This is a genomic window from Leifsonia sp. 563, from assembly GCF_040545055.1.
In the GTDB taxonomy this organism is placed as follows: domain Bacteria; phylum Actinomycetota; class Actinomycetes; order Actinomycetales; family Microbacteriaceae; genus Leifsonia.
Genome location: NZ_JBEPLE010000001.1, coordinates 1,275,644 through 1,299,021, shown reverse-complemented (window position 1 = coordinate 1,299,021; position 23,378 = coordinate 1,275,644). Strand labels below are relative to the sequence as shown.

30 protein-coding genes are annotated in these 23,378 nt (G+C 70.2%); 19 read left to right on the top strand and 11 right to left on the bottom strand.

Translation table 11 applies throughout. The annotated features are described in order from the left end of the window. Positions 1-53 precede the first annotated feature (53 nt). The 3 genes from ABIC47_RS06255 to arfA all read left to right on the top strand — a co-directional run bounded on the left by ABIC47_RS06255 (position 54) and on the right by arfA (position 3,570). Positions 54-803, top strand: coding sequence for an ABC transporter permease (locus tag ABIC47_RS06255; RefSeq protein WP_354478380.1), 750 nt, complete (start codon positions 54-56; stop codon positions 801-803). 99 nt (positions 804-902) lie between these two features. Then, entirely contained in the window at positions 903-1,916 is a 1,014-nt protein-coding gene (locus tag ABIC47_RS06250) for a LacI family DNA-binding transcriptional regulator (RefSeq protein WP_354478377.1), read from the top strand. A 148-nt stretch (positions 1,917-2,064) separates the two neighbouring features. Next, positions 2,065-3,570, top strand: a complete 1,506-nt coding sequence (gene arfA, locus ABIC47_RS06245; protein ID WP_354478374.1) for an arabinosylfuranosidase ArfA — start codon at positions 2,065-2,067, stop codon at positions 3,568-3,570. Here the strand turns inward: arfA and ABIC47_RS06240 are convergent. The 5 genes from ABIC47_RS06240 to ABIC47_RS06220 form a co-directional block, all read right to left on the bottom strand. Beyond that, positions 3,567-4,244 carry an SDR family NAD(P)-dependent oxidoreductase gene (locus tag ABIC47_RS06240; protein ID WP_354478371.1) on the bottom strand — a complete coding sequence of 226 codons (678 nt, stop codon included), beginning with the start codon at positions 4,242-4,244 and terminating at the stop codon, positions 3,567-3,569. The two genes, arfA and ABIC47_RS06240, sit on opposite strands and share 4 nt — an antisense overlap. Before the next feature lie 92 nt (positions 4,245-4,336). Beyond that, a complete protein-coding gene (locus ABIC47_RS06235; RefSeq protein ID WP_020076240.1) occupies positions 4,337-5,164 on the bottom strand; it encodes an OmpA/MotB family protein in 828 nt (275 codons plus the stop codon). Between the two features lies 1 nt (position 5,165). After that, positions 5,166-5,984: a motility protein A gene (locus ABIC47_RS06230; protein WP_354478368.1), complete on the bottom strand. Its 819-nt coding sequence runs from the start codon at positions 5,982-5,984 to the stop codon at positions 5,166-5,168. Continuing rightward, positions 5,984-6,310 carry a flagellar FlbD family protein gene (locus ABIC47_RS06225; RefSeq protein WP_018188951.1) on the bottom strand — a complete coding sequence of 109 codons (327 nt, stop codon included), beginning with the start codon at positions 6,308-6,310 and terminating at the stop codon, positions 5,984-5,986. The genes ABIC47_RS06230 and ABIC47_RS06225 overlap by 1 nt, the downstream gene beginning before the upstream one ends. Before the next feature lie 116 nt (positions 6,311-6,426). After that, positions 6,427-6,891, bottom strand: a complete 465-nt coding sequence (locus ABIC47_RS06220) for a hypothetical protein (protein WP_354478365.1) — start codon at positions 6,889-6,891, stop codon at positions 6,427-6,429. Between the two features lie 71 nt (positions 6,892-6,962). Between ABIC47_RS06220 and ABIC47_RS06215 the strand changes: the two genes are divergently transcribed. Both ABIC47_RS06215 and fliN read left to right on the top strand, forming a co-directional pair. After that, positions 6,963-7,847 carry a flagellar motor switch protein FliM gene (locus ABIC47_RS06215; protein ID WP_018188950.1) on the top strand — a complete coding sequence of 295 codons (885 nt, stop codon included), beginning with the start codon at positions 6,963-6,965 and terminating at the stop codon, positions 7,845-7,847. Positions 7,848-7,852: 5 nt separating this feature from the next. Further along, entirely contained in the window at positions 7,853-8,569 is a 717-nt protein-coding gene (fliN, locus tag ABIC47_RS06210; RefSeq protein WP_502910219.1) for a flagellar motor switch protein FliN, read from the top strand. Between the two features lie 19 nt (positions 8,570-8,588). On the opposite strand, the gene ABIC47_RS06205 is transcribed toward fliN, so the two are convergent. Beyond that, on the bottom strand, positions 8,589-9,317 hold the full coding sequence (locus ABIC47_RS06205; RefSeq protein WP_354478715.1) for a formylglycine-generating enzyme family protein: 729 nt from the start codon (positions 9,315-9,317) through the stop codon (positions 8,589-8,591). Between the two features lie 136 nt (positions 9,318-9,453). Between ABIC47_RS06205 and fliO the strand changes: the two genes are divergently transcribed. The 8 genes from fliO to csrA are packed head-to-tail and all read left to right on the top strand — an operon-like array spanning position 9,454 to position 15,926. Further along, positions 9,454-9,951, top strand: coding sequence for a flagellar biosynthetic protein FliO (fliO, locus tag ABIC47_RS06200; protein WP_354478360.1), 498 nt, complete (start codon positions 9,454-9,456; stop codon positions 9,949-9,951). Positions 9,952-9,989: 38 nt separating this feature from the next. Further along, entirely contained in the window at positions 9,990-10,802 is an 813-nt protein-coding gene (gene fliP / locus ABIC47_RS06195) for a flagellar type III secretion system pore protein FliP (RefSeq protein ID WP_309855333.1), read from the top strand. Continuing rightward, entirely contained in the window at positions 10,799-11,074 is a 276-nt protein-coding gene (gene fliQ / locus ABIC47_RS06190; RefSeq protein WP_018188945.1) for a flagellar biosynthesis protein FliQ, read from the top strand. The genes fliP and fliQ overlap by 4 nt, the downstream gene beginning before the upstream one ends. Next, a complete protein-coding gene (locus ABIC47_RS06185; RefSeq protein ID WP_018188944.1) occupies positions 11,074-11,835 on the top strand; it encodes a flagellar biosynthetic protein FliR in 762 nt (253 codons plus the stop codon). Before fliQ ends, ABIC47_RS06185 begins: the two co-directional genes overlap by 1 nt. Next, on the top strand, positions 11,832-12,926 hold the full coding sequence (locus ABIC47_RS06180; RefSeq protein ID WP_018188943.1) for an EscU/YscU/HrcU family type III secretion system export apparatus switch protein: 1,095 nt from the start codon (positions 11,832-11,834) through the stop codon (positions 12,924-12,926). Before ABIC47_RS06185 ends, ABIC47_RS06180 begins: the two co-directional genes overlap by 4 nt. Before the next feature lie 59 nt (positions 12,927-12,985). Beyond that, complete coding sequence (locus ABIC47_RS06175; protein WP_391508768.1) at positions 12,986-14,980, top strand: flagellar biosynthesis protein FlhA; 1,995 nt, start codon at positions 12,986-12,988, stop codon at positions 14,978-14,980. Then, entirely contained in the window at positions 14,958-15,680 is a 723-nt protein-coding gene (locus tag ABIC47_RS06170) for a hypothetical protein (RefSeq protein WP_354478355.1), read from the top strand. The genes ABIC47_RS06175 and ABIC47_RS06170 overlap by 23 nt, the downstream gene beginning before the upstream one ends. Before the next feature lie 9 nt (positions 15,681-15,689). After that, positions 15,690-15,926: a carbon storage regulator CsrA gene (gene csrA, locus ABIC47_RS06165; RefSeq protein WP_018188940.1), complete on the top strand. Its 237-nt coding sequence runs from the start codon at positions 15,690-15,692 to the stop codon at positions 15,924-15,926. On the opposite strand, the gene ABIC47_RS06160 is transcribed toward csrA, so the two are convergent. Next, a complete protein-coding gene (locus ABIC47_RS06160; protein WP_354478351.1) occupies positions 15,904-16,656 on the bottom strand; it encodes a DUF4386 domain-containing protein in 753 nt (250 codons plus the stop codon). The genes csrA and ABIC47_RS06160 overlap by 23 nt on opposite strands. Positions 16,657-16,686: 30 nt before the next feature. Here ABIC47_RS06160 and ABIC47_RS06155 point away from each other — a divergent pair, with 30 nt between their 5' ends. The 3 genes from ABIC47_RS06155 to ABIC47_RS06145 all read left to right on the top strand — a co-directional run bounded on the left by ABIC47_RS06155 (position 16,687) and on the right by ABIC47_RS06145 (position 18,270). Further along, positions 16,687-17,370 carry a TetR/AcrR family transcriptional regulator C-terminal domain-containing protein gene (locus ABIC47_RS06155; RefSeq protein WP_231374283.1) on the top strand — a complete coding sequence of 228 codons (684 nt, stop codon included), beginning with the start codon at positions 16,687-16,689 and terminating at the stop codon, positions 17,368-17,370. 65 nt (positions 17,371-17,435) lie between these two features. Continuing rightward, positions 17,436-18,065, top strand: coding sequence for a TMEM175 family protein (locus tag ABIC47_RS06150; RefSeq protein WP_354478346.1), 630 nt, complete (start codon positions 17,436-17,438; stop codon positions 18,063-18,065). A 16-nt stretch (positions 18,066-18,081) separates the two neighbouring features. After that, entirely contained in the window at positions 18,082-18,270 is a 189-nt protein-coding gene (locus ABIC47_RS06145) for a hypothetical protein (RefSeq protein WP_018188936.1), read from the top strand. 86 nt (positions 18,271-18,356) lie between these two features. Here ABIC47_RS06145 and ABIC47_RS06140 read toward each other — a convergent pair whose 3' ends face one another. Next, a complete protein-coding gene (locus tag ABIC47_RS06140) occupies positions 18,357-18,584 on the bottom strand; it encodes a hypothetical protein (RefSeq protein WP_018188935.1) in 228 nt (75 codons plus the stop codon). Positions 18,585-18,706: 122 nt separating this feature from the next. On the opposite strand from ABIC47_RS06140, the gene ABIC47_RS06135 reads away from it, so the two are divergent. The 3 genes from ABIC47_RS06135 (at position 18,707) to ABIC47_RS06125 (ending at position 22,362) form a co-directional block, all read left to right on the top strand. Beyond that, positions 18,707-21,598: a hypothetical protein gene (locus ABIC47_RS06135; protein ID WP_354478343.1), complete on the top strand. Its 2,892-nt coding sequence runs from the start codon at positions 18,707-18,709 to the stop codon at positions 21,596-21,598. Positions 21,599-21,746: 148 nt separating this feature from the next. Further along, the gene (locus tag ABIC47_RS06130; RefSeq protein ID WP_354478340.1) at positions 21,747-21,959 is read left to right on the top strand and encodes a hypothetical protein; all 213 of its coding nucleotides are present in this window, start codon (positions 21,747-21,749) and stop codon (positions 21,957-21,959) included. Between the two features lie 22 nt (positions 21,960-21,981). Then, positions 21,982-22,362, top strand: coding sequence for a hypothetical protein (locus ABIC47_RS06125; RefSeq protein ID WP_354478337.1), 381 nt, complete (start codon positions 21,982-21,984; stop codon positions 22,360-22,362). Positions 22,363-22,476: 114 nt separating this feature from the next. Here ABIC47_RS06125 and ABIC47_RS06120 read toward each other — a convergent pair whose 3' ends face one another. The 3 genes from ABIC47_RS06120 to ABIC47_RS06110 are packed head-to-tail and all read right to left on the bottom strand — an operon-like array spanning position 22,477 to position 23,341. Continuing rightward, positions 22,477-22,671 carry a hypothetical protein gene (locus ABIC47_RS06120; RefSeq protein WP_020076259.1) on the bottom strand — a complete coding sequence of 65 codons (195 nt, stop codon included), beginning with the start codon at positions 22,669-22,671 and terminating at the stop codon, positions 22,477-22,479. 26 nt (positions 22,672-22,697) lie between these two features. Then, a complete protein-coding gene (locus tag ABIC47_RS06115; RefSeq protein WP_020076260.1) occupies positions 22,698-23,045 on the bottom strand; it encodes a hypothetical protein in 348 nt (115 codons plus the stop codon). Continuing rightward, the gene (locus ABIC47_RS06110) at positions 23,042-23,341 is read right to left on the bottom strand and encodes a hypothetical protein (RefSeq protein ID WP_018188929.1); all 300 of its coding nucleotides are present in this window, start codon (positions 23,339-23,341) and stop codon (positions 23,042-23,044) included. Before ABIC47_RS06110 ends, ABIC47_RS06115 begins: the two co-directional genes overlap by 4 nt. Between the last annotated feature and the right edge of the window lie 37 nt (positions 23,342-23,378).

Genomic DNA, 23,378 nt, shown 5'->3' with positions numbered 1-23,378 from the left:
CGCCTGCGTCGCCTGTTTTCCGCTGCCGCGGCGCCGCGCCGTAGGCTCGTCGGGTGCCCATCGTCCACGAGCTGGCGCCCACGCTGCTGGGCGTCGCCGTGCTCGCGCTCGTCGCGGTCGGGGTGCTCGCCGCCTACGGTGTGCCGCACCGCTGGGCGCCGGCCCTCGCGATCCTCCGCGGCGCCGCGCAGCTGGCCGTCATCAGCGTGGTGCTCGCCGGCGTCATCACCGACCCGCTGTGGGTGGCGCTCGCCCTGCTCGTCATGTTCTCCGTGGCGGCCGCGACGGCGACGCGACGGATCGGATGGTCGTCGGAGCACGCCGTCATGATGGCGACGGCCATGGCGGTCGGCGTCGTCGTGTCGTTCTCGGTGGTGTTCCTCACCGGCGCCATCGAGTTCAGCGCGCGCTACGCGCTCGCGATCGGCGGCATCGTGATCGGCAACTCGATGAGCATCGCCACGCTGGCCGGACGTCGATTCACCGAGGCGGTGGGCGACCACTGGGACGAGGTGGAGGGATGGCTCGCGCTGGGCGCGACGCCCCGGCAGTCGACGCTGGAGCTTGCACGCAACGCCGTCTATTCGGCCCTGATCCCCTCCGTCGACCAGACGAAGACGACAGGTCTCGTCACGCTTCCCGGGGCCTTCGTCGGAGCGATCTTCGGTGGGGTGTCGCCGCTCGAGGCCGGCCGGTTCCAGGTCGTCGTGCTGGCGGCGATCGTGGCGGCGGGAGCTCTCACGGCGGTGATCGTCTCGGCGTGGCTCGCGCCGGTGCGCGTCCGCCCCGCTGCTCTTCGCTGACCCGGCGCCGCGGCACTCGGCGGGAGTGCGGACCGCTCCGGCGACGATCGCCGTTCCAACGTTATAAAGTCACACCAGGACGCCGAGAGGGGAGCGTGCATGGCCGCGACGATGCAGGATGTGAGCGTGCTCGCCGGAGTGTCGGTGAAGACCGTCTCCAACGTGATCAACGACCACCCGCACGTGCGTGAGCAGACGCGACGCAAGGTGCTGGATGCGATCGACGTGCTCGGCTACCGGCCCAACTTCCTGGCGCGTGGGCTCCGGTCCGGGCGGACCAACGTGATCTCGCTGATGATCCCGAACCTGCGCAACGCGTACTTCGCCGAACTGGCGGACGCGGTGATGATGGCGGCGTCCGAGCGGGGGCTCGCCGTGCTGATCGAGCAGTACGGACTCGACCGCGGGCAGGAGATCGGCGCTCTGCGGCATCCACACGCCCAGACGGTCGACGGCGTGCTGCACAGCGTTCTCGCCCTCGATCAGAGCGACGTCGACCTGCTCGCGGAGCTGGGCACGCCGGTGGTGCTGCTGGGAGACCGCAACGTGGATGTGCCGCGCGACCATGTGATCATCGCCAACACCGAGGGGGTCCGGGCGGCGACGGAGCATCTGCTGTCCTCCGGCCGCCGGCGGATCGTCGCGTTCGGCGCGCATCCCGCCGCCGTCGTCGGCTCGGCCGCCCTGCGCCTCGAGGGGTACCGTCAGGCGCTCGACGCCGCGGGCCTCCCGTTCGATGAGGCGCTCGTGGTGCAGGTCGATCCCTGGCACCGGCGTAACGGGGCCGACGCGATGCGCGAACTGCTCGCCACCGGGATGCGGTTCGACGGTGTCGTCGCCTTCAATGACGCCATCGCGCTCGGGGCGCTGCGCGCGCTGCAAGAGGCCGGGCGACGGGTCCCGGAGGACGTGGCTGTCATCGGCTTCGACGACATCGAGGAGACGGAGTACTCCATCCCGAGCCTGTCGACGATCGACCCGGACCGGGAGCGGATCGCCCGCACGGCCGTCGACCTGCTGGTGCGGAGGATCGAGCACCCGGACGAGCCGTTCGTCCCGGAGCGACTGCCGATGCCGTTCCGCCTGGTCGAACGCGAGTCCACGGCGTCCTGACCGCGCCGTTTGACACGGTCACATTCCGTTCTGCATCATGGTTCTACATCGTTATTCTCTAACGTTGTAGACAGCGGTGTCGGCGCGCGAAGGGCTCCCGACGACGAAGGTCTGCACAGCGGCAGAGACTCGAAAACAGGAGACCCTTTTGTCTGAGACCCGCATCGCCCTCGACCGCACCGCGCGCGTCGCCACCGTCAACCGCCGCATCTTCGGCTCGTTCGTCGAGCACCTGGGGCGCTGCGTCTACGACGGCATCTACGAACCGGGGCACCCGACTGCCAACGAGGACGGCTTCCGTCTCGACGTCGTGGAGCTCGTCCGCGAGCTCGGCTCGACGACGATCCGCTACCCGGGCGGCAACTTCGTCTCCGGCTTCCGCTGGGAGGACTCGGTCGGCCCGCGCGACAAGCGCCCGGTGCGGCGCGACCTCGCCTGGCACTCGCTGGAATCCAACCAGGTCGGACTCGACGAGTTCTCGCGCTGGCTGAAGCTCACCGACTCGGAGCTGATGCTCGCGGTGAACCTCGGCACCCGCGGGATCCAGGCCGCGCTCGACCTGCTCGAGTACGCCAATCACCCGTCGGGGACGGCGCTCAGCGACCAGCGCATCGCGAACGGCACTCCGGAGCCGCACGACATCCGGATGTGGTGCCTGGGCAACGAGATGGACGGGCCCTGGCAGACCGGCTACATGATCGCGGACGACTACGGCAAGCTCGCCGCCCGCACGGCTGCAGCGATGAAGATGGCTGACAAGGACCTCGAGCTCGTGGTCTGCGGCTCCTCCGGCTCGGGGATGCCGACCTTCGGCGAGTGGGAGCGCGTCGTTCTCGAGCACTCCTACGAGCACGTCGACTACGTGTCGGCGCACGCGTACTACCAGGAGCGCGGCGGCGACCTCGGCTCGTTCCTCGCCTCCTCCGTGGACATGCAGTACTTCATCGACACGGTCGTCTCGACCGCCGATCACGTCGGCTACCGGCTCAAGAGCAAGAAGAAGATCCAGATCTCGTTCGACGAGTGGAACATCTGGTACCTCGACGAGCACAAGGAGTCGGAGGAGGTCAACGACGAGTGGCGGTACGCCCCGCGGCAGCTGGAGGACGTCTACTCGGCGGCCGACGCCGTCGTGCTCGGCAACCTGCTGATCACGCTGCTGAAGAACCACGACCGGGTGACCAGCGCCTCCCTCGCCCAGCTGGTGAACGTGATTGCGCCGATCATGACCGAGCCGGGCGGCGACGCCTGGCGCCAGACCACGTTCTTCCCGTTCTCGGTGACCAGCCGGCTGGCCCGTGGCGAGGTGCTGCGCCCGCGCATCGAGACCGGCTCGTACGAGACCGCCGTCTACGGCGAGGCGGACCTGGTGGATGCGGTGGCCACCTTCGACGAGGCCGACGGCTCGGCCGCGCTGTTCGTCGTGAATCGGAGCCTCACCGAGACGCAAACCGTCCGGGTGGACGTGCGCGACCTCGGAGTCTCCGCGGTGCGCGAGGCCGTGTCCCTGTGGGATGAGGACGTGTACGCCAAGAACACCCTGCACGATCAGAACCGCGTGGGCCTGCGCCCGACGCCCACCGCATCCCTCGACGACGGTGTACTCACCCTCGAGCTCCCGCCCGTCTCGTGGACGGGCGTCGCGCTCGGCTAGAGCAGGGTCGTCCCCAGCATCCGGTGGCCGATGGCGATGGACTCGCCATCGACCGCCGACAGGGGCGAGGTGAGGAAGGCGACCAGGTCGGCGATCTGGTCCGGAGACGATTCCCCGCCCCGCCCCGGTGCGACCTGGGCGTCGGGGGTCTCGGTGACGAGGCCCGGGTTGATCACGTTGACGGCGACGCCCGTGCCGGCCAGCTCGTCGGCGAGGTTCTTCGCGATGAGGATGGTGGATGCGTTGCGCACCACCGCGGTGATGTTGCCGCTGATGTAGGCGTTCTGGCCGCTGATCGCGACGATCCGGCCGAAGCCGGCCTCCCGCATCGCGGGGATCACCGCGCGAGCGACCCGGAGGAACGACAGCGCCTTGCCGTCGATCGCGCTCAGGATCTGCTCGGGGTCGGAACTGCGGGCGGGGTCGAGGGTCTGCGCCGGCGGCGCGGCCGTCACGACCAGGCCGTCGATGCGTCCGTGACGCTCCAGCACGGTGTCGATGCCGCGGCGCACGGACTCCTCGTCCGAGGCGTCCAACGTGACTCCCTCGGAGGAGTTGCGGGAGGCGACGACCACGGTCGCGCCCTCGGCGCGAAGGCGGTCGGCGACCGCGGAGCCGATGAAGCCGGTGCCGCCGACGACGAGGACGACGCGATTCTCAAGCTGAAGATCCATACCCGTCCCAACCCCGTCGAGTCCACAAAAATTGCACGCCTGAGCCGTGGTTTCTGTGCAATTTGTGCGTACTCGACGGTGGGTGGAGGGCGTCAGCGGGAGGCGGCGGGGGCCGTGGTGGGCGCGGGCGACTGCAGCGCCTGGGGGATGAGCTTGCGGATGGCGTCCGGCTGCGACGACAGCACCACCACATCCACCCGCCGGTTCTGCGCCAGGTCCGAGTCGGTCGTGCCGGTGTGCCCGGCGACCGGACGCGCCGAGCCAAAGCTGACCGCGGCGATGCGCTCCTGCGGGAAGCCGTTCACCTCGACCAGGTGCCGCAGCACGCTGGTCGCTCGGCCCGCGGAGAGCTCCCAGTTGGTCGGATACGGAGCTCCGGGCTGCCGCAGGTCGGCGTGGCCCTCCACCGAGACCTCGTACGCTTCCGGCGCGAGCACCGGTCCGATGTCGTTCAGAACGGATACGGCGCGCGGGCTGAGCTCCGCGCGGTTCGAGTCGAAGAACGTCGAGTTGCCGACCAGGCCGATCGTGAGGCCGCGCTCGTCGATCTTCAGCTCCACCGCATCCTGCAGGCCGTCGCGGGTGAGGGCGGCCTGGATGAGGTCCTTCAGGTGCTGCAGGTTCTGCGCCTCCTGCTGGGCGAGGGCGAAGTCGGTCGACTTGCCGGACTCGTCGACGTGCTTGGGCGGCACCACGACCCCGGATGCGGTGTCGACCTTCTGGGTCTTCACCTGCCCGAAGCCGGTCGCCAGCGAGTCCTTCAGCTGCTCGAATTTCTTCGCATCCACCGTCGACATGGCGAAGAGCACGATGAACATGCACATGAGCACGGTGACCATGTCCATGTAGGAGGCCATCCAGCGCTCCTCGTTCTCGTGCTCCTCCGGCTCCTCGTGTCTCTTCCGACGGCGGGCCGACATGTCAGGCCGCTTCCTCGACGGGATCCTTCGAACCGCGTGCGGGCTTGGCGGCCTTCGCGGTGCCCTTCTCGGCGTCGCCGTCGGGGACCATCGCGCGCAGGCGCTCGCCGAGGAGGCGCGGCTGCGAGCCGGATTGCACCGCGAGCACGCCCTCCATGAGCAGGGTCATGCGCTCCACATCCAGTTCGGACAGCCGGCGCAGGCGCGCGCCCAGCGGGAGCCAGAGGAAGTTGGCCGACAGCAGGCCCCAGAGCGTCGCGACGAACGCGCTGGCGATCATCGGACCGAGCTCGCCCGGCTCGGCCAGGTTCTCGAGCACGTGGGTCAGGGAGACGACGGTTCCGATGATGCCGATCGTTGGCGCATACCCGCCCATCGCGCTGAAGAACTTCGCAGCGACACGGTCCTGCTTCGACCGTGTCGCGATCTCGTCCTCCAGCAGCACGCGCAGCTCGTCGCCGTCGGTGCCGTCCGCGATGTTCTGCAGCGCGCGCTTGAGGAACGGGTCGTCGACGTTGTCGGCCTCCTGCTCCATGGCGAGCAGACCGTTGGCGCGGGCCTTCTCCGCCAGGCCGACGACCTGGTCGATCACCTGCTGCGGCGGCTCGACCTTCCCACGGAGCGCGCGGGGGAGCGCCTTGACCGCGGTCAGGAAGTCCTTGATCGTTCCGCTGGCGATCCCGACCGCGATGGTGGCCCCGAAGACCAGCACCATGGGGGCGGGCAGCAGCAGCGCGCTCAGGTGCGCGCCCTCCATCGTCACCATCGCGACGACGGCGCCGAACGCGAGGACGATGCCGATGATCGTTGCCGGGTCCATTACTTCTTCCTTGCTCGCAGGGGGACGGCGCGGGCTTCAGGGTGAGCCCTCCCCGTCTCGTCGTCTTCCAGGCCGGTGAGCGTCACGAGCCCGAGCGGCGGCGCGGGAACGGGTCGCGGGCCGGCGGCGGGCAGATCGTGGGCGAGCGCGATCACGCGCGCCCGGTACGCGGCGATCTTCTCGATCACTTCGGACATGGACTCGGTGACGATGAACTTCGCCCCGTCGACCATGACGAGAGTGGTGTCCGGACTGGCGTGGATGCGCTCGATGAGGTCGGGGTTGACCGCAAACTGGCTGTCGTTCAATCGGGTGACGACGATCATGGGCGCGAATCCTGGTCTCGGCTCCGGGTGAGCCGTCACGAGTGCACTATCGGCCCGCGTCGGTCGGTCGTTAGGGGGACGTGATGGGGATGGGGCACGTATACCGCCGTCCCTTGCTACAGGCGAGAGGCCGCGACGATCGCCCGCGAACCGAAGAACCCGTCCCAGCCACGCAGGTCGAATCTGTATCGGACTCCGGGTTCGAGCGAATCGCCCAGGAGCCGGACCGCGGTCCTGTCGAGCGTTCCTCCAGTGACGATTCGAAACTGAGGGCAGTCGTCGGAGCGGACGACGTAGGTCATGTATCGGCCACCGCGGCCGACCTGTTCAGTGGCGGCGACCCGCGAGACTGTGCAGGTTGTCGTCGCGCGGGTGCCCCACCATGTCGCGAACAGGGTGACCGGCGCGGCGGCGAAGAGCAGCGGAAACATGATCAACACAGCCATGAGGGAGTGTGTCGTGCGCATAGAGCGCACCTTTCCCGCGTCGTCGACGGGCGTCGCCGATGTGGTGTCCAGCGGGACTGCTTCGAACCGCTGCTGCAGCTGGTCCGCTGCAGACCGTCGGGCTCGGATACGCATGATATGGAAGATACCAGAGGTGGTGAGGGTCGTCCCTAACGAGCCACGCCCACCTGCCGATAGTCCCTCCCGTGACGACTCTGCAGGCCCCGTCGCCGGACGCCCCCGAGGCGCCGGTCTACGACTTCCGGCGGCCGACGACGCTCGCGCGCGAGCATTCGCGCGTGCTGGAGCTGGCGTTCGAGACGTTCGCCCGGCAGTGGGGCACGCAGCTGACCGCGAAGGTGCGCGTGCTCAGCCAGGTGGAGTGCGACTTCGTCCAGTTGCAGACGTACGACGAGTACGCGGCGTCGCTTCCGGCGACCACGGCCATGGTGCTGTGCGAGCTGGAGCACATCGCCCCGAAGGCGGTCATCCAGTTCCCGACCACGGCCGCCCTCTCGTGGGTGAACGCGATGCTCGGCGGTCAGGGCACCCCGGTCGATCACGAGCGCACCTTCACCCAGATCGAGCACGCGCTGGTGCGCCGGCTGATGGATGACGCACTGGAGGATCTGCGATATTCGCTCGGCTCCATCCTGCTCGCGCCGATCACGGTGGACGCCATCCAGTACAACTCGCAGTTCGCGCAGGCCGCCGCGACTTCCGAGCTGATGATCGTGGCGGGCTTCGAGCTGCGTGTCGGCGAGAACGTGGCCCGTGCGACCGTCGCCCTGCCCGCCGTCGCCCTGCTCCCGCAATTGGGCGAGACGAATCCGACCCACAGCACCGAGAACGCGCGCGAGCTGGTCGACGCCCAGCTGGCGCGCGTCCCCGTGGATGTGGCCCTGCGGCTGGCCCCGGCGGCCGTGCGTCCCAGCGTTGTGCTGGGGCTGGCGGTCGGCGACCTGCTGCCGCTCCCGCATCCACAGCACCGACCTTTCGATCTCACGGTCGGCGGGCAGACCGTCGCTTCGGCCGCTCTCGGCTCGAGCGGCTCGCGTCTCGCCTGCGTGATCGTCAACACAGAGGACTGATTCCGATGAGCATGACCAGCACCGCACACGCCTCCGGCCTCTCGCTCGGGCAGGCGCAGGCCGCCGCCGAGGCGCTCGCCCGCGTGCTGCCGACCGGCGCGCCGCTGACCCCGCTGCTGTCGCAGGGGTCGGATGTGCAGGACGCGGCACGTGCCGTTGTCGCGACCTTCGTCGGCGCCGTCTCCGCCGATCTCGCCGTCGTGCTGCTCGAGGCACCGCAGTTGGTCGACGAGGGTGCGGACGGCGCGCCGGTGGTGGCGCTCCAGGATGTGCTGCAGCCGGCTCTCGAGGCCGCCAGCGACACGCTCGGCGCGGGGGTCCTGGATGACGCCCGCCCGGACGACGCCACGGAACTGTTCGCCGACCCGGCCACCTCGGTCTTCGCCCTGTCCGGTCCGTCCGGGGTCGCCGGCTGGTTCGCGGTCCGCGGCCGCGCGTCGGTCGCCGAGCGTACGGGCAACAACGCGCTGGGCGGCAAGCTGGCGCGCATCAGCAACGTCGAAATGGCGCTGACCGTCGAGATCGGCCGCACCCGCATGGCCGTGCGCGACGTGCTCGCGATGGAGCCGGGCGCCGTCATCGAGCTCGACCGCTCCGCCGGGTCACCTGCCGATGTGCTCCTCAACGGCCGCCTGATCGCGCACGGCGAGATCGTGGTCGTCGACCAGGACTACGCGGTCCGCATCACGAAGATCCTCGACACGGCGGAAGACCTGGACTGACGCGCGGCGGCAGTCACCCTCACCGCAGCGGCGTCCACCCCGGCGGCAGCGCGCCGCCGAGCCCGGCGCGCTCGGCATCCGCGGCCGCCGACCAGCCCTGCGCCGCGCCCTCGGCATCGAACCCTCCCCGGGCCACGCGGAAGCCGACGTCCTCGTGCTGCGTGCGCGGCGGTCCGCCGCGCCGGACGGACGCCCGTACGTTCCACGCGTCGTCGGCGAACCCGCCACCGCGGAACACCCGGTAGTCGCGGTACCGGCCCGGGTCGAGGAGGTCCCAGCACCACTCCCACACGTTGCCGAGGGTGTCGAACAGGCCGTTGAGATTGGGCAGCCGCAGCCCGACGTCTGCGGGAGCGGTCAGGCCGTCGGCGCTCGTCCAGGCGATCTCGGGCAGCGGTCCGTAGTGCGGGCCGGTCGAGCCGGCCCGGCACGCGAACTCCCACTCGGCCTCGGTCGGCAGGCGGTAGCCGTCCGCATCCACGTGCCAGGTCACGTCCTCGCCGTCGAAGGTATAGGCGGGGTCGAACCCCTCCCACTCCGAGGCCGCGTTGCAGATGCGCACAGCGCGCAGCCAGCTGATCCGGGTCGCCGGACGGCGGGGATGCGGGGCCGGCTCGCCGATCAGCTCGGCGACCTGCTGCTCGGTCACGGCGAACACGCCCAGCTCGAACGGTTCCAGTTCCACCGTCCAGCGCCGCTTGCGCCGGGCGTCGTGCAGCTGCACGCTCCCGCCCCCAACGGCCGTCATCTCGAAGTCCACTCCTCCACCCTCCCACGCAGCGCCGAAGTGCACGTCGTGGCGGGTATTCGGCGCGGATAGCGACCACGACGTGCACCTCGGCGAACCCCTAACGGCACGGACCAGGCGGCCGATAGTGCGCAGCGTGGAGACCCTGTTCGTTGCGTTGCGTGTCGCGGTGGTGCTCGGCGTCATCGTCGCGCTGCTGTGGTTCGTGCAGCGACGGGTGACGAAGGGCCGCACGTCGGCGCGCGGCCGCCGCGGCAACGCCGTGACCGTCGTCGGACGTCAGGGCATCGGCCAGAAGGCGTCGGTCGTCGTCGTGGATGTCGACGGCAGCCGGTTCGTGCTGGGCGTCACCGAGCGCCAGGTCAGCGTCCTCCATTCCGGTGACCGCCCGCAGGATGCGGATGTCACCCCGCTCAAGCCCGTGCGCGAGGTGGAGGCCAGGACCGGCACCACGGACGCGGCGGCGAGCACAGGCACCACCAGCAGCACCAGCACCACGACGACCACCAGGCAGGATGCCGACTTCCTCACGGCGCAGGGACGCGCCTCGCTCTTCGACGAGGCACTCAAAGGCTCGATCCTGTCCCCGGCAACGTGGCGTCAGGCGAGTTCGGCGGTGCGCCCCAAGAAGTGACGGCGCCGGAGATCACGGTGCGCACAGCGCGCGCCCGCATGCCCCGCCTCGCGGTAGCCGGCGTCCTGGTCGCACTGATCGTCGCGGCCATCGTCCTCCTCAGCGCCACCGCCGCGCACGCCGTGCCAACGCCCGTCCCGACCCCGTCCGGACCGGCCGGGCCCACGGGCGGTTCCGGCGGCATCACCCTCGACATCAACGGCCCGAACGGCACGCCGAGCGCCGCCATCCTGACTCTGCTCGGCATCACCGTGCTGTCGGTGGCACCCGCGCTGCTGCTGATGATGTCGTCGTTCACGAAGATCTTCGTCGTGCTCGCGATCACGCGGAACGCGCTCGCGCTCCCGTCCATCCCGCCGAACCAGGTGCTCGCGGGGCTGTCACTGTTCCTCAGCCTGTTCATCATGAGCCCGGTGCTCGTCGACATCAACAACACGGCCGTGCAGCCGTATCTCGCCGGGCACATCGACTTCACGGCGGCCGCGCACGCGGCTGAGGCGCCGCTGCGCGGCTTCATGGCGGCGCACACTCGCGAAGAGGACATCGCACTGATGACCCGCGCCGCCGGCCGCCCCAACCCGGACAGCGTGAGCGCGGTGCCCCTGCTGACGCTCATCCCCGCGTTCATGATCTCCGAGCTGCGTGCCGCGTTCATCATCGGCTTCGTCATCTTCGTGCCGTTCCTGGTGATCGACATGGTGGTATCGGCGGCGCTCATGTCGATGGGCATGATGATGCTCCCGCCCGTGATGATCTCGTTGCCGTTCAAGATCCTGCTGTTCGTGCTGGTCGACGGCTGGGGGCTCATCATCACGAGCCTGATCACGAGCTACGGTGGCGGTGGCGGATGAACCCGAACGCCGTCCTCGACATCGCCATGCAGGGCCTCATGGTCACCGCGAAGCTGGCCGCGCCGATCGTGGTCACCGCCCTGGTCGTCGGCTTCGCGATCTCGCTGGTGCAGTCGATCACGCAGATCCAGGAGGTCACCCTCTCGTTCGTGCCGAAGGCGGCGGCCGTGGCCATCGCGTTGATCATCTGCGGCCAATGGATGATCGCCGAGCTCGTCTCCTTCACCCACGTGCTCTTCGACAAGATCCCGCAGCTGCTGGGCGGTGGCTGATGTCCATCCCCATCGACCTGGCCGCGATCGAGGCGATCGCGCTGGCCTCCCTCCGCATGGTCGCCTTCCTGGTGATCGCGCCGCCTTTCTCGTACAACGGCTTCCCGGCGCAGGTGAAGGGGATGCTCGCCATCGGGCTCGCCGTCGCCGTCGCCCCGCGCGTGGGAGCCGGCTACCGGTCGGCAGACACCGGAGCGTTCCTGCTCGACATGGTGCGCGAGCTCGCCGTGGGGGCGACGCTCGGGTTCCTGGTCTTCGTCGTGTTCGCGGCGATCCAGTCGGCGGGCAGCCTGATCGACCTGTTCGGCGGCTTCCAGCTGGCGCAGGCGTTCGATCCGCAGTCGATGATCAACGGCGCGCAGTTCACGCGGATGTTCCAGCTCACGGCCCTCGCACTGCTGTTCGCGTCGGGTGGCTACCAGCTGATCATCGGCGGGCTCATCCGCACGTTCGACGCCGTCCCGCTCGCCGCGGGCCTCAGCATGGCCGACCCGGCGAAGCAGATGGTCGACGGGCTGACCCAGATGTTCCTCGCGGCACTGCAGATCGCCGGGCCGCTGATCGTGGTGCTGTTCCTCGCCGACGTGGGCCTCGGCCTCCTCACCCGGGTCGCCCCCGCGCTGAACGCGTTCTCGCTCGGCTTCCCGCTGAAGATCATGCTCACCGTCGTGCTCGCGGCCATCGTCTTCGTCGCGCTCCCGGGCGTCGTCTCCGGGCTCACCGACACCGCGGTCAAGACCATGCTGGGGGTGGGCCGATGAGCGACGCGCAGGAACGCACCGAGCAGGCGACCGAGAAGCGGATGAAGGAGGCGCGCTCCAAGGGCCGCCTCTCGAAGTCGACCGACCTGACCGCCTGGGTCGGCGTCGGAGCCGCCGCCGTCATGCTGCCGTTCACGCTCCAGGCCGGCAGCACAGCGGCGATCGAGCAGCTGTTCTCGGTCCGCTCCGTGATCGAGAGCCCGGACCCGGCGAAGGCGGTCGCCGCCCTCGGCGACGGTCTCGGCAGCATCATGGCGACGATCGGACCGCTGCTGGCGGTCGGTGCCCTCGCCGTGGTGGGCGCCGCGGCCGTGCAGGGCGGCATCCACTTCAAGAAGCTCGAGGGCAAGTACGAGCAGTTCAACCTGGTGCAGGGCATCGGCCGGGTGTTCGGGATGCGCGCCCTCTGGGAGGGCGCCAAGACCTTGCTGAAGTCGGCCGTTGTCGCGATCGGGCTGTTCCTGGTCGTCCAGGGGCTGATGCCGGTGCTGCTCACCTCCGGTTCGATGCCGCTCGCCTCCCTGCTCTCGGCCGCATCCGGCGGAACGGCCGGGCTGCTGCAGGCGGCGATCGGCGCGGGACTCGTGCTCGCCGGACTCGACGTGCTCGTGGTGATGCGCCGCAACCGCAAGCACACGCGCATGAGCAAGCAGGAGGTGCGCGACGAGAACAAGAACACCGAGGGCGACCCGTTGGTGCGTTCGCACCGGCGCTCCCGGCAGCTGGCGATGAGCCGCAACCGCATGATCGCGGCGATCGGCGGGTCGGATGTGGTGCTCGTCAACCCGACGCACATCGCCGTGGCGGTGAAGTACGAACCGGGCAAGTCGGCCCCGCGGGTCGTCGCGAAGGGTGCGGGCGCCATCGCCCTGCGCATCCGCGAGAAGGCGGAGGAGGAGCGCGTGCCGATCGTCAAGGACATCCCGCTCGCCCGGGCGCTGCACGCCGGGTGCGAAATCGGCGACGAGATCCCGGTCGAGCTCTACAACGCGGTCGCGCGGGTGCTCGCCTTCGTCATGTCGCTCAAGCAGCGCGGTTCCGCCGCCGGGATGCACACCATGCGACCACAGCTCCAGGGAGGGATGTCGTGAAGCCGAACAAGGGTCTCGCCGCCAAGGTCGCCGTGCCGATCGGGGTCGTCGGCATCATCATGCTGCTCGTCGTCCCGGTGCCGTCGTGGATCCTCGACATGCTCATCATCGTCAACATCATGCTGGCGCTGGTCATCCTGCTCACGACGATGTTCGTCAAGAAGCCGCTCGACTTCTCCGTCTTCCCGTCGCTGCTACTGGTGGCGACCCTGTTCCGGCTCGGACTCAACGTCGCCTCGACGCGCCTGGTGCTGGGCGACGGGTTCGCCGGGCAGGTCATCCAGGCGTTCGGGCATGTGGCGGTCGGCGGGTCGATCATCATCGGCGCCGTGGTCTTCCTCATCCTGGTGGTCATCCAGTTCATCGTCGTCACCAAGGGCGCAGAGCGCGTGGCCGAGGTGGGTGCCCGCTTCACCCTCGACGCCATGCCGGGCAAGCAGATGGCGATCGACGCCGACCTCAACGCTGGGCTCATCACCGAGGAGCAGGCGCGGGCGCGGCGCGCGGAGGTCTCGGCCGAGGCGGACTTCTACGGCGCGATGGACGGCGCATCGAAGTTCGTCAAGGGCGACGCGATCGCGGGCATCCTCATCATCGTCATCAACGTCGTCGGCGGCATCGCGATCGGCATGATCCAGCGAGGCATGGAGCTCGGCGACGCCGTCAACTCCTACACGCTGTTGACCATCGGCGACGGTCTCGTCTCGCAGATCCCCGCGCTCCTCATGGCCGTGTCGACGGGCATGATCGTGACCCGGTCGAACGCCGAGTCCGAGATGGGCACGACCGCGAGCAACCAGCTCAGCCAGTCGCGCAACGCCCTGATGATCGCGGGATGCGCCGCGATCGTCATGGCACTCATCCCCGGGATGCCGCCCATCCCGTTCGTGCTCGTCGGCGCGTTCCTCATCCTCGCGTCGCAGCGCATCAAGACCGCACAGGCGGCGGCGAAGAAGGCGCAGGCCGCCCAGAACGCCGTCGCCACGGCGACCAAATCGGAGACGACGGAAGACCTCATCGAGCAGATGCGGGTCCACGCCCTCGAGATCACGCTCGCCCCCGACCTCGTCGACATCGTCAGCGGCGCCTCCGACGACCTGCTCGCGCGCGTGCGGGCGCTGCGCCGCAAGATCGCGCTCGAACTGGGCGTGATCGTCCCACCGGTCCGCACCCGCGACAGCGCGGAGCTGCCGCCGTCGACCTACGTGATCAAGATCGCCGGCGTGGAGGCCGGCCGCGGGCAGGCGCCCTCCGGCCGGGTGCTCGCCCTCGGCGACGCCCTCGACAACCTGCCGGGCACGCCGACCGTCGAGCCGGTGTTCGGGCTGCCGGCGAAGTGGATCCCGTCCGAGATGCGGCACAGCGCCGAGCTGGGCGGCGCCACCGTCATCGACCGCGTCTCCGTGCTGATTACGCACCTGTCGTCGATCATCACGGCGAACGCGGCACGCCTTCTCACCCGGGAGGATGTGCGGCTCCTCACCGAAGGCGTCAAGCAGGTGAACCCGCCCGCGGTGGAGGAGCTCATCCCTGCTCTGCTCTCCCTGGCGGAAGTGCAGCGCGTGCTGCAGGGGCTGCTCGCCGAGCAGGTGCCGATCAACGACCTGCCGCGCATCCTGGAGGCGCTGACTCTGCGCGCGAAGGTGTCGAACGACCCGGAGGGACTGGTGGAGGCCGCCCGCGCCGCCCTCGGCCCGGCCGTCGTCGCCCCCCACCTCGACGAGGGGACGCTGCGGGTCATCATGATCGACCCCGGGCTCGAGCAGTCGATGCTCGAGGGCCTGCGTCCGTCGGAGGGCGGCACCCAGATCGTGCTCGACCCTGTGCGGCTGGAGGCGGTTCTCGCCTCCGTGCGCGACACCGCGGCGCGGCTCGACGACTCGGGCGTCTCAGCGGTCCTGGTCTGCGCACCTGCGCTGCGCCCGGCGATCCGGCGGCTGGTCGCCGGCCAGATCGCGGGACTCGCGGTTCTTTCCTATCAGGAGGTGACCGCCGTGCAGGCGGCCATCGAGACGGTGGGGGTGGTCCGCGGTGCGGAGTCGATCGCGGCCTGAGTGGGTCGGCGGCGACGAGGTCCTCCCGGCCGTCTCGACGTCGTCGCTCGCGTTCCAAGCGGTCCTCGACGACCTCGTGCGAGCCGTCGACGCGCCCGACCTCGCCCCGCCCGCCCCGCCCGCCCCGCCCGCCCCGCCCGCCCCGCCCATCCCTCCCGCCCCTCCCATCCCTGAGCCGAAGGGCACGTTGTGGCGAGAAAACGACTCGAATAGCAGCCACGACGTGCACTTCGGCGACGTCGTGCCGGCCGGTCCGCCTCCGGCGCGCCTGCGCGGCCGCGGCGACCTCACCCTCGTGGTCGGGCTCGGTGCCGACGCCGAGGCCGCCGCCCGCGTCCTCGCCGCCTCCGCCGACGCAGGCGCCGAGGTGCAGCACGTCGCCGACCGCCGCGACGCGCTGGCCGCCCGCGCCGACGGCGTGCGCCGCGACATCCCCGTGGTGGCCGCGTTCCCGCTCGCCGGCCCCGCCGCCGTGCCCGCGCTCGCCCCCGACCTGGCCGGCATCGCCCCCGACCAGGTCTGGGTGGCCGTCGACGTCTCGCGCACGTTCGGCGACACGAGCACCTGGGTCCGGGCGGTAGATGCGGTGCTCGCCGTGGACGCGGTGGCCGCGACCGGCGCATCCTTCACCTCGACGCCGGACGACGTGCACCGTCTCGGCCTGCCGGTGCTCTGGCTGGACGCGCCGCCCGGCGGATAGGCTGGAGCGATGCTGGTATTGACGCGCAAGGCGGGGGAGCGGGTGCTCATCGGCGACGACATCGTCGTGACGATCCTCGAAGCGCGTGGTGACGGAGTGCGGATCGGCATCGACGCGCCGCGCGGCATCCGCATCCAGCGCGACGAGGTCGTCAAGGCCGTGACCGAGGCCAACCAGGAGGCGACCGAGCGCGCCGCCGGCACCGACGACGCCGAGGCGCTGATCAAGAAGTCGCTGGGACTCTGACCGCCGACCCCGGCGCGGCCTGCGCGGACCGCCGGTGGAACCCGTGGACGGTCAGGTAGACGCCGAGGAAGAGCTCCCACACGACCTCCGGCAGCGTGAGCACGGCCGACCAGGCCGAGACCTGATCCCAGACGCCGAACAGCACGGCGATGCCGGACAGTGACACCAACGGCCCGCCGATCATGCCGAACCACGTCCAGCCGCGGGGCACGAGTCCGGCCCGGTGCAGCATCCAGCCGAGCATCAGGCCGTTTCCGATGCCGACGACGAAGCCGGGGCCGAGCAGGAACGTCCAGCCGTGCAGCGCGACGAGCGCATGCGCAACGACGACGGCCGAGCCCGCGGCGCCTCCGTCGGCCTCCCGCAGCGTCACGACCGAGAGCAGGCTGAGGATCCCGACCGCGATCAGCGTCGACTCCATCACCCGGGCGACGACGTAGCCGAGCGCCAGCGAGGGGCTGGTCCGCCGGAGCACCGGATAGAGCACGAGAGCCGTGCCGAGGTTGGCGATGACCAGGGCGATCTCGAGCAGGGCGCCCGCGAGAACCGGCGTGGCCGATCCCGAGCCGAGCACGAAGCGCGGATCGCTCAGCACCGGTCCGTACAGCAGGGCGCCGGGGATGGAGGTGGCGAAGGTGAGCAGGAAGAGCACGCCCGCGAGGAGCGAGCGGCGACGGTCCGGGTCCATGATGTCCTCTCGGAAGACGAGGTGTACGGCGTACACCTTCATCGCGATCAGGCTAGGCGTACGCTGTACACCATGTCAAGAGACGTCGCGGTGCCCCGGCAGACGCTGAGCACGGCACGCGTGATCGAGGCGGCCGTCGAGCTGGCCGATCGCGAGGGACTCGACGGCCTCAGCATGCGCGAACTGGCTCAGCGCCTCGGCGTGGTACCAATGGCGCTGTACAAGCACGTCGCCAACAAGGACGACCTTCTCGACGGCATGGTCGACACCGTGTGGGCGGAGGTCGAGGCTCCCTCGCCCGAACTCGGCTGGCGCGAGGCGATGCGCCGCCGCTCCATCTCCCTGCGCGATGCCCTGATGCGGCACCGGTGGGCCGTCGGACTCCTGGAGGCTCGGATGCGTCCGGGCCCGGCCAACCTCAGCCAGCACAACGCGATGATGGGCTGCCTGCGCACCGCCGGCTTCACGTTCCGCACGACGGTGCACGTCACGTCGGCCCTCGACGCCTACGTGTACGGCTTCGCGCTGCAGGAGAAGACGCTCCCGTTCGGCACTCCCGAGGAGTCGGGGGAGGCGGCCGCCGCCAAGCTCGACGCCACCCCTCCGGAGCTGGCGCAGCAGTTCCCGCACCTGCTCGAGGTGGTCTCCGAGCTCGCCCGCGCCGGGTACGACTACGACGAGGAGTTCCTCACCGGCCTCGACCTCCTCCTCGACGGCGTGGAGCGTCTGCGACCGGAGTGGATCACGACCGGCTGACGCGCATCCTCCGCCGCGCGCCGGAGCAGAGGGCTCGCGACTGACCCCTGCGGCAGAATGTCCGCATGGCGGTGATCAGGACGGAGCGCGGGCTCGACCGGCTCGTGAACTTCTCCGACGCGACGGTCGCGATCGCGATCACGTTGCTGATCCTTCCGCTCGTCGATCAGGCCTCGAAGCTGGGCGGCACGTCGTTCGGCGACTTCCTCGCCGAGAACGGCTGGGAGATCTTCGCTTTCGTCATTTCGTTCGCCGTCATCGCGCGCTTCTGGGTCGTCCATCACCGCATGTTCGAGAGCGTGCGCGACTACAACTCCTGGGTCATCTGGTTCAACTTCCTCTGGCTGCTCGCCATCGTCGCGATCCCGTTCAGCGCCAACGTGCTCGCCGAGTCCGACGGGCAGCGCGCGGAGGTCTATGCGCTCTACATCGGCGACATGCTCGTCGCGACGATCGCGACCCGGCTGATCGCCGAGGTGCTGTACCGCAACCCGGAACTGCTCACCGAGGAGGCGCGGGCGCAGATCGACCGCACCAACGGGATCGCCGAGGCGAGCATCATGGCCGTCGCCCTCGTGCTCGCCGTGCTGTTCCCGAGCATCAACCTGTTCTGGCTGTTCCTGCTGTTCCTGTCGGGCCCTCTGCATGCCCTTCTCCACAGGCTCGTCTACGGCCCTTCCCAGACGACAGCCTGAGGGCTAGCGTCGGGGCATGCGCCTGAAGACCGTTCTCATCCTTGTCGTCGTGGCCGTCGCGTACCTGCTCGGAGCCCGCGCCGGGCGCGAACGCTACGAGCAGATCACCGAGGCCGTCACGTCGTTCTGGAACGCGCCCGATGTGAAGAAGGCGCGTAAGAAGGCCGCGGCGCAGGCTCAGAAGGCGCGCAAGCGCCTGTCCTGACGGCTCTGTCGGGCCTGATCGCCTGACCTGATCGCGGTTGACCCGCGCGGATCCCGCCCGAGTGGATCCGACGGGGTCAGCGAGGTTCAGGGCTCGTCGTAGTCCCCGTCGGTGTATTCGCCTTCGGGGGCATCGGCGGCCTCGTCCGCATCCGTGTACGTACCCTCGACCGCGGGGTCGGGGCCGGGGTTCTCCTCGGTCTCGGTGTACTGACCGTGGACCGTGCGCTCGTGCGGCGCCTCGCCGTCGACCTCGGTGTAGCTGCCCTCGAGGTTCTCGCGTGCGTCGCCGGTCGGCTGCTCTGGGTTGCTCATAGCACGGACATTACGCCGTGCCGCCGCGCACGGCTACAGGTGCGGTGTGCGCAACGTCGCTGTAGCCGCCCGGGCCCGGCTGAGAGTAGTCTGCGCCCGTCACCCGGACGATCGGCGGAGGGATGAGCGACGAGGCGCGGCCCCACGACTGGCCCCATCATGTGCTCGAGTTGCGCATCCACGGCATCAAGAACACCCCGCCGACGGAGATGCTCGGGCGCGAGCAGAGCGAGCTGCGGCAGACGCAGGGCGACGAGAACGGCGGGTTCTGGTGGGCGCCGAAGCAGGATGAGCCGGACCGCGATCCCGACGACGCGCCCGGCACGATCGATCCGGCCGTTCCGCCGCCCGACGTGCGCACCGAGGCGTACTCGTGGGGCCGGCTGGCCCGGTACGGCTCCGGCCCGCTGCTGTTCATCGGGCAGCTCTTCGTCCAGCTCGCCTGGCTGCTGCTGGCCCCGTTCGGCCTGGCGAACTCGGCGTACTGGACCCGGCGCATCCCGACCCAGCGGCCGGGTGGCGAGTGGGATGCCGGGGTCGGCGGCGCGTCCCTCCGTATCTTCGCGCTCGGACTGACCCTGCTCTACGTCTGCGCCCTCGGCTCCGTGAGCCTCGATCTGGGCGTGCAGTGTGTGACGGGCACGGCGTGCACCGCTCTTCCGGAGGCGGTCACCGGCTTCTTCGCGAACGCACCGCTGAGCTGGCGCGGTCCGCAGCTGTCGCTGCTCTCGCTGGTGCCGATCGCGGGCGTCCTGCTCCTGTTCCTGGTGTCGCGCCGGGCCAGGGCGCGCTACGAAGCGGCGATCTTCGACGCGGCCGACCGGATGGGCGGGCGCGGTGTCCGGCGCAGCGGCCGGCTGCGTCCGCTCGCGTCGGAGGGCTTCTGGCGTACGGCGCGCGTCGGCTCCCCGACCGAACGCCTGCACCTGGCTGCCGCCTTCCTCCTCATCGCCCTGCTGCTCGCCTGGGACCGCATGTTCGCCGGGGCCGCCGCGTGCGTGAAGCTGCAGACCTTCGTGTCGGGCGAGTGCCTCAGTGCGGCGTTCGGATCGCGGGATGTGCTCGCCCTCAGCGGCGGGATCATCGCGGCGGCAGGGCTGACGGTCACCATCATCCTGGTCGGGGTGTTCGCCGAGACGACGAGCACGGGGGATGCCGGCGACACCTCGGTCGACGAGTTCCTGCGCGACCGCCTCCGCCGCACCGGCACGGTCACAGCGTGGGTGCTGGTGGTGTCCGTCCTCGTCTACCTCTACGTCGGCGCAACCCTGTGGTTCGGCGGCGAGTATGCGGCGCCGCCGTCGGGGGCGTTCCTCGGGCTCGCGACCGCGCCATCCATCATCCTCGGCGTGCTGCTCGCCATCTGCATCTCGGCGCTGGGATGGCGGCGCGGGGTGCCGCACTGGCTGTCGATCGCCCTGATGACCGGTGCAGGGCTGACCTTCCTCGCCGGTGTCGCGCAGAATCCGCCGACGCAGAACGCCGCGCCGGGTCCGCTTCGTTTGCCCCTGTTCGCCATCGCGGCCGTGCTGACCCTCGCGCAGCTGATCCTCGTCTGGCGGTGGCCGTACTTCCCGAGCGGCCGCCGGGCCGGCCCGCCGGAGCGATTCCGGGCCGAAGGCTGGGCGGGCATGGGTCCGGGCGTCGTCATGCTGTGGTCGCTGGGCGCCGCGATGATCCTCTCCACCCTGCTCGTGCTCGGGGTGCAGGGCTGGCTGGTCAGCGGGTCGCCGCCGTGCGGCTGTGCGACCCCTCCGCACGCAGTGCTGAGGCCGCCGATCGTCTACCACAACTTCGGCGACGTGCTCCCGTTCATCGCCATCGCGCTCGCCCTCGTCGGGATCGGCGTCGCCGCCGCGGTCCTGCGCTGGGTACCGCTGCTGACGACGCCCCGCACGCGCGACGGCCGTCGCCCGCTGCTGGAGCAGGTGGATGCGTACCGCGACGGCCGCATCGCTGCGAGCACGACGGCCGACCGCCTGGCGCTGAAGATCCTGCGTGCGCGGCGGCTCGCCGCGCTGGTGCACCGGGGCGAGCCCATCCTCGGAATCCTCGCCGCGCTCCTCGCTGCCGGCTTCGTCGTGGCGCTCGCCGTCTCGTACTCGGTCGTCTTCCGCTGGATCGACGCGCTCGTCGGTCCGGCCCTCGCGGTGATCGCCGCCGCCATCCTCGCCGTGGTGGTGGAGAACGCGTTGACCGCCAAGGAGCGCCCGATCAGCATCATGTGGGACCTCATGTGCTTCCTCCCGCGGGCGGGCCATCCGTTCGGTCCGCCCTGCTACGCGGAGCGCGTCGTCCCCGAACTGCGCGACCGGGTCACCGACTGGCTGACGCACGACCTGGAGCCGCCGCAAGGACTCACGCTGGCCGAACGACTCCGCTGGCGAGACGAGCAGGAGGAGGCCGCGCTCGGCGAGAAGCGCCCGTTCAGCGTGGTCCTCTCGGCGCACAGCCTGGGCGCCGTGCTGGCTGTCTCGACGCTGTTCACCCTGCGGCCGGACGACGCCGACCGGCTGCGCAACGTCGCGCTGTTGACCTACGGCTCGCAGCTGCGCGTCTACTTCGGGCGGTTCTTCCCCGAGCTGTTCGGACCGGATGCGCTCGGCACCCTCGGCTCGCGGCGTCCGCTCCTCGGCAAGGCAGACCCGTGGTTCACACAGGTGGAGCGCGATCAGGACGGCGACCCGGTCGTTGTCGGCGCGTCCGGCGCATCCGACCCGTCGCTCGTGCAGCTGCTGACGCAGGAGGACGGCTCGGTCGCCTGGATCAACCTGTGGCGCCGGACCGACTACCTCGGCTTCCCGGTCAACAGCTATCGCCTCGAAGACCGCCGCCCGGACGACATCGACCGGGGAGCCGACGAGTTCGGTCCGCCGCGCTACCTCGTGAAGGTGGCGACGCATCCCGACTACCAGTCGGCGCCGCAGTACCGCGTGGCGCTCCTCGACCTCGTCGCCCGCCTCGACACGCCCGCCCCGTCCGCCCCACCCGGCTCCCCATCCAACAGCTCCTGAGTTTTTCGCCCTTTTCGACCGCGAAACGCCAAAAAACTCCGGAGCTGTTGGCGAGGAGGCCGCGGGCGCGGGGATGCACGGTACGCCGGGAGGCGGGCGCGGGTAAGCCCCCTTGCGGGCGGCGGGGGTGCGGCGTTTCGTGGGGCCCATGACCGATTCGCGCGATGCACAGGAGCCGATCACCGGCCACGACCCCACCAACGGGCTGGCCGGCGATCTCGAGGGCGACGACGGCGGTGCCGCCGAGCCCTCCGCGGACAAGGACGTGATCCAGGAGGTCATCCCGGATCTCGACGACGCCCGCGCCGAACCGGATGACGGGACCTCCGCCACCTCGTACAGCGAAGAGGGCAAGCCGTGAGGCGCCCGGGAAGGAGCGAAGCATGAGCGACACCAGCGGACTGCCGAACACGGACGCCGAGGGCGTTCCGGCCGAGGACAAGCCCGAACGCTTCGAGCAGGGCCAGGACGCCGTCGACACCTCGGATCAGGATGTCGCGGGCGCGGAGGAGGCCGGATCGGACACCGGCGCCGGCGCTGACGCCGACCGCGACGCCCAGGCCGCCGAGCCCGCCGAGACGGAGCCCGGCCAGTCCGGAGACGTCTCCGAACCGCACGAGACGGGAGTCGCACCGGAGGGGGCTGAGGATGTGACGGCCGCCGACAGCGGCACCGACCAGGCCGAGCCACCGCCCGCCGACTTCGATCCGGCCGACCAGCCGTCCAATCCGGACCTCGTGGGGCACGTCGAGCCGCCGGACTGATCCGCAGCATCCAGCCACCGGCTCGACGCCGGTACCCGACCGGCCCCGCCCTCTTCATCCCAGGGCGGGGCTGCTCGCTGTCCGGGTGCGGCTGTCAGCATGCAGCGGCAAGACTCAGACGTGCGGCCGCCCGGCCAGCCAGCAGGCGCCCGCGAGGAGCCCGACCACGCACATCCCCACGCCCACGCCGAGCACCGGCGCGTCCCCGCCGGTCCGGGGCAGCAGCAGGCCGACGACGAAGAGCAGCGCGCCGACGTTGAGCGTCACGGCGGAGACCCAGCCGAGTGTCGTGCGCAGCGTCGCGTTCATCCGGGCAATCGTAGCCCGTCGGGCGGCTACTCCCCGTCGATCAGCTCGAGCAGGCGCTTGGTCTCGCGGGCGATGTCGTCGTGGTCGTTCTGTGCGGCGCGGCTCTCCAGCGAGATCACCGCGCAGCGGTGCACCTTCGTGAAGTCGCCGTACGGGAAGCTGAAGCGCCCCTTGGTCTCTTCGCTCTTGTCCGGATCCTCGCCGAGGTGCCAGAGCGCGTAGTCGTCCCAGCCGTTCTTCTCGATGTAGCGGTTCTCCTCGTCGGCGCTGGGGGCGTGTTCGCTCCAGTCGTCGCGCTCGTCGTGCACGACCTTGCCCTGCTCGACCAGCTTCCTGGCGTGCTCCAGCGCTTTCTTGTTGAGACGTACCGTCATGCCTCTCCCTGGTTGCCTGTCGCGGCCGTCTCCGCGTCCAGCGACTCGTTGATGAGGGATGCGACGAGCATCTTCCAGTCGGATCCTTCGTGCAGCGTCTCCGTGTAGCCCGGGGGCACGGCGCCGAACACCGGCTCGTGCTCCTCCCCTTCGACGGCGACGCGGACCAGGGTCCCCAGTTCGGCGTGCGATTCGTCGAGGACGACCCACACCCCCGCCGTCTTCTTCTCCACGTGGAAGATGCGGCCCCGGTACGGGTACCGCACGCTGGACATCTCGAGCTCGCTCGCCGACATGGCGACTCCTCTCGTCGGACTCGTCGGCACCTATCGA